The sequence below is a fragment of the Bacillus sp. FSL K6-0268 genome (assembly GCF_038005425.1).
Lineage (GTDB): Bacteria > Bacillota > Bacilli > Bacillales > Bacillaceae_G > Bacillus_A > Bacillus_A thuringiensis_S.
The window spans coordinates 4,046,456-4,058,004 of sequence record NZ_JBBOTF010000001.1 but is presented as its reverse complement, the minus strand read 5'-3'; the positions used below and the strand labels follow the sequence as shown (position 1 = coordinate 4,058,004).

Sequence of the window (11,549 nt, the reverse complement as noted above, 5' to 3'; positions counted from 1 at the left end):
AACGTAGAGAACATATTTGTCCTCTACGCATTCAATGTTTATTTTCGGTGGCTTTGTCTCTTTTTTCCGCTGCCCTTTGTACTATTTGCTAATCCTTTAGCGAATTTATTTGTCTGTCCCGTTGTTACATTTGAAATTAAATTAGAATACAGTTTCATCGTATCTTCAAAGGAGTAATGGAATCTTTCCATAAATTGATCAAAATCATAAGGAAATTGTTTATTTGCCCCTAAGCAGCCTAAATAAATGATTTTTTGTATCTCAACTTCATTGAAACCCTGCAAAGAATCACTATCGATTTCATTTGGATTTGCATTCGCCAAGTCTTTCATTTTGAATAAACTTTGCATGAGTGACTGCTCAATTAATCCTAAACTTTGTCCCCTTTGCATCGCATGATTTGTAATAAAGCAAGGAACTGTTTGGTGATTTTTTTCTATTGCCTTAAACTGCCCATCTACATTTACAACTTCTACTTCTTTTAATTTTACAATCTCGACTCTCATAGATTACTTGTCCCCTTTTATTATTTAGTTGCTACTGCTTTTACTAGTTCTGGTGTGAATTGTGTATGCCATTTTCCCTTTACCTGTGCATCTTCCACTTCATCCGCTAATGCTTCGTAATAAAATTCCCCGTTACTATCTTTAAGGGCTGTAAACTCTAACTCTGTTTCTGCTACTTCATCTGACCCGTTTTCCACTTTAAATTTAAATCCTGTTGTAGATGCACAATTAGAGAAGGCAACGAATTTTTTGAACTCCGAAAATTCATCAACGACGTCAGCAGTTAAAACAAAGGATTCTCCCTTTGATGTGGTACCGTATGACCATACACCCGCTTTTAACCCATCTGTTTTAATTCCGAAAAGCCTTCTAAGTACATCTACACGTAAATGACCAGAAAGAGTCATATTCATTTTAGTAGGCTTAGAGATTTTTTTAACTTCTACACCCTCGCATTTTTTTACTTTCTCGAGCATTTCTGTTTCGCCTTCGATGGTTCCAACACAACCGAAATTTGTACCCACTTGTTGGATCCCACCTTTAATAAATTGAATACCTACGTTTGTAAATGTCATGGAATCAAATTCTTCAATAATTTTTGCCATTATAATTAACCTCCCATTGTTTGATTGATAACTTTATCTAATTCTATATTTAAACGTTCTGCTATCTTTGGAGTAGCGGTTTGCAAACCGTGCTCTAAGATTTTTTCTGGTGCGTTTTTCTTCGAAGTCCCTATCCCTAAATCTGGATACTTCAAATAATTAAATCTGGGCGTTGGACGAATTGTAAAACCAAGGTTCAATTTGCTATTCGTTAAAGATTTTTGATCTTTGGCATGTCGTTTATTTCTCACACGCCCTTTCCATGTAGAAACTGGAATTTTAGGTTGAATGGACTCCACTGCAAGATTCACACCATCACTATGCAAAACTTTATTCATTGTCTGCTCTGATTTCCCTGGTATTTGTTTGAGTTTGTTTTCTAAGGCTTCGATATCGCCAAACTCTACACGCCATGAACTAGCAGCCATATTTAACCAGTCTGGTTACATTGATTTCAATTTCATCAATGTATTCGTCCATTTCCCCTTTTTGAATAGATGTTTTATTAGAATGTCTAAAAGAATGCCCTGTAGATTCCAGTATTGAAATAATATCTAACATTCTCTCGTCTAGATCATCACGATTTTCAGAATAATAGCGAATTAAAACGCTTTGACGTAGCGTGAACGTACTCTCTGTATTTTCAAAACCGCCTGTTTCAAAAATGAAGTAATGATAGTCTTTTTCTTCATCTTCACCCACTTGATCCTGGTATACTCCTACATCGAATGCTTCTTTTAACTTAGAAATTAATAAGCTATTCATTTTCTGGAGTCGCTTTTTTGATTGCTCGTTACTCATCATGTCCACCTACTTCTTGTAAATAGAAATATAAATACTGTTTGTCTGAATCTACTTTAATAACATCGTATTCCAAGTGATCTATAACGACTTTTAATTTGTTTTTATTCACAGAACGAAAAGAAAGAGGGAACAAGGTTTTTACTTTTTTATCTAACTTTGCATGTAATAACCCACAGGATTGATAGTCACTATCCCGTGCTGATAATTCTCTAAAAGCTAGTTTTCCTTCTTCAGAAAAAAAGCCTTTTATTCGCTTTGCGTTTTCACTGCGCTTCGTTACCGTACGGCCATATTTTAAAAAACCATCGTTAAAAGTTTCCCTATACGCTTTTAGAACCATTAATCACACCAACTTTTCCTAAAGCTACATCTAAAATAAGTCTGGATAATTCACTTTTATAATTTTTTTCAAACTCATCACCTACATTGTTATAAACATACCTACAACGTTCTAACAGCAAATCTTTCGGCGTTAGCTCCTTTGAAAAATCAAAAGACGCATTTGTTAAACCCAACAAATACGCCTCTCCTTTTTCCAAAAGTTTTATTAAACTAGCATCCTCTTCATTCCATGTGATTTTAAGAACGTCTTTTAATTCTTGCAAAAGATTATCCATTTGCATCACCTTCTAATAAAGTGATTAGTTCGGCCTTCGTTGCATTAGCCTTGTATTCAATACCGCTTTGATCTAGTAGAGATTGAATCTCTACCTTCGTTAATGCTGAATAATTCCTCTCTTCAACAGGAGAGGAGGAATTAGGGTGTTGGAGTTCCTTCTTTCGGTTCTAGTGCTGTAATATCAAATACAGTGAACGAATCATGATCTAATGGACGACCGTTTGCAAGCTGACGAATCAGGTATAAACGTTGATCTTGGATTAAACGAACTGTATCATCTGATACTAATTCTTGTTTTGAAGCAACCCCCATAAAGTAATCTTTTGTTTTTCCAGAAATCATTGTGTTTAATGGAACAGCCGGTGATTGAACAATCGTTAAACCTGGTACACCGAAGTTATCATACGTCCAAGTTCCATCGTCTTTACGCTTCGCGCCAATAGGGAAGAATTTCGTTGCGTAATCTAATGGATTCAGAATCAAAGTAACCCCTGTATAACGTTTCGTTCCACCCTTTGTTGTAGGTGCTAAAATTTCTTTGCCAATTGTTGCGGGTGTAAAATCCTTTAGAACTATTTTCTTTTTATCTGGATAAATACCATCTGTTACAGCACCTTTTAAATCCTTAATCATGCCTATTGGCTGTTTTTTTCCTGTCCCCATAACAATTACTCTTTCTAATTCTTCGGCTACAACTTCTTTCATAAATGTACGGACGTACTTATCTAACCACTCAGGACCTAACTCAAACATTGCTTTACATACAACTAAAAATCCGCTAAGTTTGTACATTCCTTGATCAATTGTTGTAAAACCTTCATCAATCATTTCTTTAATTTCATCACATACATCGCCCCAATAAGCTGAAGCTGCACCTTCTTTTCTTACAATCCATTGCGTAGTTGCTCCTACTGTTTGAAAATTAACAAGAGATAACAATGGATGCTCCTTTTCTAACTCCTCAAATACACGCTCAAAAATTGTTGGCGGCATTAATTTATGCGTTTCACTAAATGAATTTACTTCGATTGCTGCATTATAAAATTTCTTTTCTTCATTTGTTAAAACACGCACACCACGAGAGGCCAGCACTTGAGCATCCCAATTCTCATTTTTGGCTTGTTGCGCTTCACTAATTACATCGTTCATCATATCCTGAAAATGTTGCATATTGTTCTCCATATTTGCAACAATACGCGCTGCTACTACCTGTGCATCTCCCGTTTCAAGTGCTTCTTGCACATTAATAATTTGTTGATCTTTATTTTCGATTACTGGACGATCTAAATTTCTAATAGTCATCTTATTCCCTCCTGTTTTTTAAAAAATAAAAAAGCACTGCTTTACGCGCGCTTAAATTTATTAAGTATATTTTGATTTGCGCTTGCTGCTGGTTCATTCTGTTTATTTTTATTTCGGAATTTTTGTAGAACATTATTTTTAAATTCCTCTGGATCTATTACTTCATTATTTTCCACATGTTCATTTACCTTGTGAGCCAATCCAAATTCTACTGCCTCATTTGCGGTAAACCATGTTTCATTCGCAATCATCGTCTCAATTTCTGAACGTTCCCCTTCATAACGAGTCATATAAATATCCGCAAGCGACTTGTCAATTCCTTCAAGAGCATTCAATGTTTTACGAATGTCTAGCTTTGTTCCCCAAGTCCACGTGGAAGCCTCATGAATCATTAACATAGAACCTGTATTCATAATTAGTTCATCTGCTGCCATCGCAATAATAGATGCGGCACTCGCTGCCAACCCATCTACGGTAATGATAACTTGTGCCGAGTGGTTTTTTAGTTGGTTATAAATTGCAATCCCATCAAATACATCCCCACCAGGACTATTCAGATTGATATGAATCACATTTGCGGAAGTAGCTTTTAATATTTTTTCAATATCAACCGCCGATGTGGAGTCACTCCACCATGATTCACCAATATCACCATAAATCGTTATGTCCAGCGAATCAGCTTTTGCTTCTGCCTTAAAGGCATGTTGGACATGAGCTAGATGGTTATATTTTTCATTTTTATAACGTCTCATCCTTTTCACCTCCCTCCAAAGAATTAGCTTCTTGATAGTTTTTCGTTACATGCCTTCTGTCTGCCCATTCTTCATCAATCGGCTCTTTTCCAAGCATCATTATGACGTCATTCATTGTTAGACCACCAATCGCAAATAATTTATCCATTGCGGTTGCCATCTTCGTAATATCAACAATTTTAATTTTTGTTGTATCAATTTTTAAGTATGTTCTTTTCAAATATTCTTCTTTCTTGTACATCTTTCGGTTAAATTCATCTTGTATCAATTCAGCAATTGGATTAACACAGAATGCTAAAAATGAATCCATCTGTTTTTCAATATCAGCCACATCGCCTTTTAAAATGCCGATAGGTACATGAAAAGCCGTTGCTACATAACTAAATATGTCATGGATTAAGTCGCTGATATCACGGCTTGTACTATTATTGGCGACACCATTTTTACTATCGCTCATATCTTCGAAAACATAACCATTTTGCAATTGAAAAGCGGAACCCACTTTATCAGCGTTAAACCAACTCTTTAATTGATTTTCAAACATGTCATTAATCGCTTCTTGCGTTGCTTCATCCTGTGGTCTGATAAATTCTCCCTTAATTAACAGACGTATATTGTTTTTTCTTTTATAATAATCAATGGAGGACGCAAGCAATTTCCCGAAACTACTGTACATGCCCTCTATAACTTGCATGATATTACGATCGTTTAATTTAAAGTGAAAGACTTCTGATTCATGAAATGATTTTTCAAAAGTGAAGTCTTCAATTGTTATGTCATTATATATGTTTTCTTTTAATGCAAACTTAGTCATGTTAAAAGAATCAGCAATATACAATTGTTTATCTTGCATGATTACTACGCACTCATTATTCATCATTAAATGATTAACTAAGCTATGCATAAATTCTGATGCATTTTGATTTTGGTTGGGTTGTACATTCAATAAATAATGGTTTTCACCGCGTTTTTCTTTCCCTTTTTCAAATGTTTGAAATTCACACCGTGTTACTGCGTTCGCAATAAGATCGATGCAACTTTCTACAGCTAGTCTTTTATAGAAATAATCAATTCCTAATTCATAACAGCATGAATCTAACGTAAGAGTCTTGTTACTTCCGAAAAAACCTCGTACCCATTCTCGGAATCCCACATTCTCACCCCCTGTTATACGCTAAATACTTTGAATAATTTTTTAATACTTTCTTTTGTTAAAGCGCTGGATTCTTTTAATTCACTATCGCAATTAAGCGCATGTAAAAAAGCGAAAAAACCATCCGTTTTCCGCTTCTCTTTATCAATCTTTTTATATTCAATATTACCGTTCATCTTCTCTTCCTTATAAACATTCCCTACATACCAACGCATCAATGGATCATCCCCAAAGACAATGGTACGTTTAATAAATATTTCTTCTACCAGTGGAGCTAGTTTACTATGGGTTGCTGGACCACGACGAACAATTTCGACTTCAAATCCTGCCTCTTCCAATACTTCTTTTAAAATAGAGGATCGATATAAATCCATGCTAACTTTTCTAATACGATATTTCTTATTCATCATGACAAACCAATTCAATACATGCTCCGCGCTAATGGATGCATCATACACAACCGTCAGTAACCCTTTTTCCATCGCAAGTGCAAGAATATCCCGATTGATATCTTGCAACTGGGGTGCTGTATGATGCATGAATGTATGCTGCATCCAATACCGTTTCCCATCTTTTTTAAATAGAATGCCGACCGAACAAAAGTCTCTGATTTGTGCAAAATCTACAGCGCCCATACATTCTATTCCCTTCACATTTTCAGGAAATGGCTGATCTGTCGCTAAACGATCTTCATAGGTTGCCACCTCTTTTAACACATCTTCCACTGGAAGGTTCATGCGCTTTGTCATGAATTCCATGCGAAAAGAACTGTTATGCTGCATATCATGATATTCCTGTTTCATTTCATGCTGTAAATTCTCGTTATATGGATAAGAAGGGTTTGCTTTTTCCCACATTTCCTCATGGTCTACTTCTGATTCATGATCTAATTTACAGATAAAAGGAAATAGTGTTGATTGTGGAAGTTCTTTATTCAGCACTTTTTGCGCTTCTTCTTTTAAATCATCTAATACACCACCACGTACACGTCCATCTGTTGTAATATAAAACGTTCGTGGGTCTTTTTTCTTTCCTAATCCCGATGTAAAAACTTTCACACTATCATAATTCTCATATTCATGAATTTCATCAAAAATAACAACACCACTACGCTTACCATCTTTTGTCCGAGCATTTGATGTATTAAATTCTAACTTGGACTTCGTTTTCCGATGTTGAATAAGCATCTTCGATTTGTAGAATACGTTTTTCATCTTCTTAGCAAACTTCGGATGATCTAACACATTGTATACATCTTCAAACGACGTTTTTGCTTGTTTTTCTGATGTTGCTACAATATCTATATCATAATTTCGTATCCCATGATGTCCCGTCATCATATGAAAACAATTGTAAGCAATATAACCGTTCTTTCCGGCTCCACGCCCTAGTAACATAAAAAATCGATTAAACATTAACGAACCATTTTCATATTTGACGCCATAAATAAATGCATTACAAAACCTTTGCCATGTAAATAATTCGAATGGGAAATACTTTTCTGGAACACGAACTGAATTTTCAATTGCTTCTGCATCAATCACGACACCTGGTTGCTCGAGCTTCCAACGTAAAAATTCCATGAGTTGTTTTTGCTCTTTACAAGCTTGAATTTCTCCTTGCTCCACCATTCTCATATAATCATCAATGTATGGATGATAGTTATACATCTTCTTCACCACCCTCTTCCCTTGGTACACTTTCCAAGCCCATTTTCTTAAGCAGCTCTGTCATACTTTTAATCGTCTCACGATATTCTTTTCCGGCAGGGTTAGGTTTCAATCCTTTTTGTCCACCACCGTTGTCCCATGAAACCATTCTTTCTTTTTTCCATTCTCTTTCTAATGCTTTTGCTGCATCCCACATTGCCATGTATTTATCAACAAGATCCATGTATACCGCATTGTCCATTTCTACAATTTCCAATTGTTGTAATAAATCTTCTTTGATTTGCATTTTTTTCGATAGTTTCCGCATAGGTACCCCCCATTCCATAAAAAAATCAAAATATATTTTTACCGCTCTCCTCCCCCCGTTGAATGGTCCTCCAAATAAAGACCAAAACTTTTGACCGGGGGGCTGTTTAAGAAACTAATTCAAAGTATCTTTCAATAAAATCAAAAATAAAAAAGACTTCTTCACTAGAAATCTTTAGAACGTCTGTAGTAAATATTAAATTCTCTTCTTCTTGTAATCTTTCTCTAACATCAGTAAGTTTAAGTCGATTGCACTTTCTTGGGTTCACACAGTCTCTTATTTGGCAGTAACGCCAGTAAGAATACTTTCGGAACTGATTAAGCATGTCACGTTCATATGACGTATGCTCGTCCTTCTCAGCGTATCGAATCATTAAATCAGTATCAAATGTCCAACTACCATCAACTATAATCATTGTTACCACCGTTCCTCATTCATGAACTTAGGTTGACTATTACTATTACTAATCATCTTATCCTTTCCATCAGCAATGTTATGACAACGAACACAAAGGTATTCAAGGTTGTCTAGGTCTAATGCGAGATGTGGATGCGTCTTAACTGGTTTGATATGATTCACATCCATTTTCATCTTACGCCCACGCTTATCAAGTGTATCCCGTGTCGTTACCTTCCCTTTTTGTTTGCAATGCTCACATTCATTCTTAGCTCGCTCAATTGCTTTTAATCGCAAAGCTCTCCACTCTTTAGACTTATAAAATTTCATAAGCTGATCTTCTTTTATAAGTTGGATAAGGTACTCTGCTCTCATTACCTCACTCCTATTTCGATTCCTGTATTTCTGTTAGCACTTCTAACTCCTCAACAATCCAAGTTCTTTTTGAATAAGTGACTGGTGGTAAAGAAACATGCTTAGTAGTTTTTGTTACCTTATAATCTTTCCCAAGCTCATCTAGTGCATCAATAATCTTTAACAACCTTTCTTTATCCTCAATCCTTGTTATATACATTCGTGTCCCCCCTTATCTTTCTCTAACAAATCATCCAATAACTTGTTTATTAAACTTGTTATAACTTCTTCTCTATCCTCAAGGGATGTACTAACTTGTATCTCATCAAATAATTTACATACGCTTGCTAATCTCTCTAGTCCCACATATTTCTTTAATTTTTTTCTACTACGAAGAGTTTGAAGAATTATTCCAATAATCATCGCCTTTTCGAGCTTATTCAATTCCACTCTTCCATCCCCCCTTACCTTACCTTTCCTTTCCTTTCCTTACCTTTCCTTTCCTTAACAACAAATAGGACGCCCCAAAATTTCAGTAGCGCCTGTAATAGTCCCTATTAGCATAATTATAATTGTTCACCTTTAATTACCCCTGCTGTTATTTTGTAATCCTCTACTTCTTCCCTCTCAATCAAATGCTCAATCCCTTTTACTCCTTCATCGTTAACATGTAGAGTTACTCTTTTTAAAATTTGAATCACGTCATCCAATGTTTTAATTTTATTGGGATCAATCTTGTTCGAATATGTAGGTCTAAGGTGTATTTCATTTTTGTTTTTCACTGTCAATTTTTGTTCGTCCATCATTCATCCTCCTCAAAAATAAAAAGCATCCACTTGGATGCTTTTACTTTCTTATTGTTAAATCAAATGTAATTTTATTAACACTATCATCTACATCTGCAACATAATCATTTAACCTCTTTTGCACTCTTATAGTTTTATTAGATGTATTATATCCAATCTCCCTAATAAGTTGTATAAGTACTTCTGTTAAGTCTCCACCCAAATTTTCTTCTGCTGAACCATTATGTAAAAACGTAAAACTAATATCATCGCCAGTAGCTTGAAACTTTTCAATATCTGTACCTTCGTGATTAGAAAGTTTATAGATTACTAACTGTTCCTTTTCATTCACGCCACCTACACTAATTAATAATCTTCCTAATTGAGATGGTATTTTAGATATAAACTCTTTAATCTCTGGCACAATCTGTTCCAAAACATACCCTTGCTCCTTAAAAGGAAGAAACTCTAACAACATTTCACACAATCCTTTTGAACCTGCAAAAGCAATATATTGATTCGGTGATATTTTTTTAAATTTCTTATAGTTCTTTTGAAGAATTGTTTTATCAGAAGTACTGGTAACTTGCCCATCAGTTACAACTGTTATAAATTTTTCAGTTTGTATAACAGATACAAAGCTCATCTTCTCACCTCTAATATTTTTATATGAAATAATCATATCATGTTTATAGGCTTAAGAATATATCTGTTCCATTCGGTAAATGAAGTTTTATTCTTCTCTCAGCTAACAACCACGACAGACACTATCGGCAAACTTATCAGGTTTCCCTCAGTCCATCTACCTAGGATATTGTTAGCTCAAAGAAGAGCAAAAGCTCTCCTTAATAACGGTATCATTCAATCATTACCATCTGCTGGTTTCGGATTTTATGTGCCATCATTATGAAACCGTTTAGACAACATATAGTTTATAAAGGAAAATTGTGAGTTGTGTTTTCCGCCACTTCTCACAATACAAATATATCATGTTAAAAACCAAAACGTGTCCGTAAATCGTTCGCAAATAGTCCACAGATAGTTCACGTATAGTTCGCGTTTTTTATTTATGTATTTTTTTCACATCGTTTTTCATCCTCTTTTCACATAGTTTTGAATAAATATGTTCTTTAATCCTAAGAAATGAATTAGCTATAACCTAGATTGTGTTAAATTAGCCTATCTCGTTTTTTCTTAGAGCTATCAAGCTTTCCGACATTCCATCAAAATGAATTTGACACGTTCCGTTTCAAGCGAATTCAATACGTGCTAAAAAAATAAAGGAATTAGATTCTAAATTTCCTTTGATAATCATTTAATGTATCCTGCTCCATACCAATGTATCTCAATGTTTCTTTCTGATCTGTATGATTTAACATCTTTTGCAAGGCAACTACATCTTTAAATTGTTTGTAATGGTGATACCCATATGTCTTTCTAAGTGAATGAGTTCCGATACGTTCCAGCCCGAACTCTTCTGCAGCTTGATTCAATATGACATATGCCATTGCACGAGTAATCGGTTTATTTTTTCCGTTCCTACTCTTCATCAGGTATTCGTTCTTTGGCTTTCCTTCCGTATAATTTCTAATAGCTCTCTTCAGCTCTGAAGGCATCTTCACATCCTTGATTTTCCTTGTTTTCTTTTCCCGTATTACAATATTCCATCCTTCTACATCACGAACACGTAAACGTAATATATCCGATATTCTGAACCCTGTATTAATACCAAGAAGAAACAGAATGTAGTTCCTCTCATTCTGCTCCTTATAAAACTCTTTTATTTCTTGTATTATTTCTTTATCTCGAATCGGCTGTACAATGTTCATACTACTTCTACCTCTTCATTTTGCGCCCTTTGTTTAAACACTTCTTTTCGCAAACTGAAAGCTAAACGTAATAAAGCTTTTCCTTTCACTTTATAATACGTTGTTCTGCCTAACTTCACTTCATCCATTATGTCTGGATCGTATCCTTTCTCTTCCTCCATATAATACATATGAATGATTTGTCTTTCTCTTTTGGGTAGCCTGTTAACAGCTCTATGGACCCAATTCATAAATTTATCTCTAGCCATTTCATATTGCAACCTTTCAATTGCTATGTTTTCTGTAGAACTGTTGCATTCATTTGTTACAGATGGAGGAACAATTGAATACGATGCAGTTACTTTTGGTAAGATGTCACTTGGCATTTGAGATACATACATGCGATACTCCTCAAATACTTTTTCAACTTCATTTTTTGTCTCTTCTTCATCTAAAACAGGCATTTTAAATGCTAATTGTTTATTCAT

General features: G+C 34.9%; 19 protein-coding genes and 1 pseudogene. All 20 read right to left on the bottom strand.

Going from position 1 to position 11,549, the window contains the following annotated elements; translation table 11 throughout:
• Positions 1-38 precede the first annotated feature (38 nt).
• Positions 39-506: a hypothetical protein gene (locus MHI28_RS20985; RefSeq protein WP_088029402.1), complete on the bottom strand. Its 468-nt coding sequence runs from the start codon at positions 504-506 to the stop codon at positions 39-41.
• A 20-nt stretch (positions 507-526) separates the two neighbouring features.
• Positions 527-1,111: a hypothetical protein gene (locus MHI28_RS20980; RefSeq protein WP_060852448.1), complete on the bottom strand. Its 585-nt coding sequence runs from the start codon at positions 1,109-1,111 to the stop codon at positions 527-529.
• A 5-nt stretch (positions 1,112-1,116) separates the two neighbouring features.
• The gene (locus MHI28_RS20975) at positions 1,117-1,539 is read right to left on the bottom strand and encodes a hypothetical protein (RefSeq protein ID WP_088022057.1); all 423 of its coding nucleotides are present in this window, start codon (positions 1,537-1,539) and stop codon (positions 1,117-1,119) included.
• Positions 1,529-1,915, bottom strand: coding sequence for a hypothetical protein (locus MHI28_RS20970; RefSeq protein ID WP_060852450.1), 387 nt, complete (start codon positions 1,913-1,915; stop codon positions 1,529-1,531). Before MHI28_RS20970 ends, MHI28_RS20975 begins: the two co-directional genes overlap by 11 nt.
• Entirely contained in the window at positions 1,905-2,255 is a 351-nt protein-coding gene (locus MHI28_RS20965) for a hypothetical protein (protein WP_060852451.1), read from the bottom strand. Before MHI28_RS20965 ends, MHI28_RS20970 begins: the two co-directional genes overlap by 11 nt.
• Entirely contained in the window at positions 2,236-2,532 is a 297-nt protein-coding gene (locus MHI28_RS20960; protein WP_060852452.1) for a hypothetical protein, read from the bottom strand. The genes MHI28_RS20965 and MHI28_RS20960 overlap by 20 nt, the downstream gene beginning before the upstream one ends.
• Positions 2,525-2,641, bottom strand: a pseudogene (locus MHI28_RS36190) (hypothetical protein); the annotation flags it as partial. The gene MHI28_RS20960 and the pseudogene MHI28_RS36190, both read right to left, overlap by 8 nt.
• 31 nt (positions 2,642-2,672) lie before the next feature.
• Positions 2,673-3,836 (bottom strand): phage major capsid protein, encoded by a 1,164-nt coding sequence (locus MHI28_RS20955; RefSeq protein ID WP_060852453.1) that lies wholly within the window; start codon positions 3,834-3,836, stop codon positions 2,673-2,675.
• Between the two features lie 41 nt (positions 3,837-3,877).
• Complete coding sequence (locus MHI28_RS20950; protein WP_060852454.1) at positions 3,878-4,588, bottom strand: head maturation protease, ClpP-related; 711 nt, start codon at positions 4,586-4,588, stop codon at positions 3,878-3,880.
• Positions 4,575-5,741: a phage portal protein gene (locus MHI28_RS20945; RefSeq protein WP_340828278.1), complete on the bottom strand. Its 1,167-nt coding sequence runs from the start codon at positions 5,739-5,741 to the stop codon at positions 4,575-4,577. The genes MHI28_RS20950 and MHI28_RS20945 overlap by 14 nt, the downstream gene beginning before the upstream one ends.
• 14 nt (positions 5,742-5,755) lie before the next feature.
• Positions 5,756-7,411, bottom strand: a complete 1,656-nt coding sequence (locus MHI28_RS20940; RefSeq protein ID WP_060852456.1) for a terminase TerL endonuclease subunit — start codon at positions 7,409-7,411, stop codon at positions 5,756-5,758.
• The gene (locus MHI28_RS20935) at positions 7,404-7,718 is read right to left on the bottom strand and encodes a P27 family phage terminase small subunit (protein WP_340828277.1); all 315 of its coding nucleotides are present in this window, start codon (positions 7,716-7,718) and stop codon (positions 7,404-7,406) included. The genes MHI28_RS20940 and MHI28_RS20935 overlap by 8 nt, the downstream gene beginning before the upstream one ends.
• Positions 7,719-7,824: 106 nt before the next feature.
• The gene (locus MHI28_RS20930; RefSeq protein ID WP_197263218.1) at positions 7,825-8,133 is read right to left on the bottom strand and encodes a hypothetical protein; all 309 of its coding nucleotides are present in this window, start codon (positions 8,131-8,133) and stop codon (positions 7,825-7,827) included.
• 2 nt (positions 8,134-8,135) lie between these two features.
• The gene (locus MHI28_RS20925; protein ID WP_197263219.1) at positions 8,136-8,489 is read right to left on the bottom strand and encodes an HNH endonuclease; all 354 of its coding nucleotides are present in this window, start codon (positions 8,487-8,489) and stop codon (positions 8,136-8,138) included.
• A gap of 10 nt (positions 8,490-8,499) precedes the next feature.
• Positions 8,500-8,688: a hypothetical protein gene (locus MHI28_RS20920; protein WP_197263220.1), complete on the bottom strand. Its 189-nt coding sequence runs from the start codon at positions 8,686-8,688 to the stop codon at positions 8,500-8,502.
• Positions 8,679-8,918, bottom strand: coding sequence for a hypothetical protein (locus tag MHI28_RS20915; RefSeq protein WP_197263221.1), 240 nt, complete (start codon positions 8,916-8,918; stop codon positions 8,679-8,681). The genes MHI28_RS20920 and MHI28_RS20915 overlap by 10 nt, the downstream gene beginning before the upstream one ends.
• Positions 8,919-9,034: 116 nt before the next feature.
• Positions 9,035-9,271 carry a hypothetical protein gene (locus tag MHI28_RS20910; RefSeq protein WP_340828276.1) on the bottom strand — a complete coding sequence of 79 codons (237 nt, stop codon included), beginning with the start codon at positions 9,269-9,271 and terminating at the stop codon, positions 9,035-9,037.
• A gap of 43 nt (positions 9,272-9,314) precedes the next feature.
• Positions 9,315-9,899 (bottom strand): hypothetical protein, encoded by a 585-nt coding sequence (locus tag MHI28_RS20905; RefSeq protein ID WP_098223872.1) that lies wholly within the window; start codon positions 9,897-9,899, stop codon positions 9,315-9,317.
• A 640-nt stretch (positions 9,900-10,539) separates the two neighbouring features.
• Positions 10,540-11,082 carry a tyrosine-type recombinase/integrase gene (locus MHI28_RS20900; RefSeq protein WP_340828275.1) on the bottom strand — a complete coding sequence of 181 codons (543 nt, stop codon included), beginning with the start codon at positions 11,080-11,082 and terminating at the stop codon, positions 10,540-10,542.
• Positions 11,079-11,549 carry an ArpU family phage packaging/lysis transcriptional regulator gene (locus MHI28_RS20895; RefSeq protein WP_340828274.1) on the bottom strand — a complete coding sequence of 157 codons (471 nt, stop codon included), beginning with the start codon at positions 11,547-11,549 and terminating at the stop codon, positions 11,079-11,081. The genes MHI28_RS20900 and MHI28_RS20895 overlap by 4 nt, the downstream gene beginning before the upstream one ends.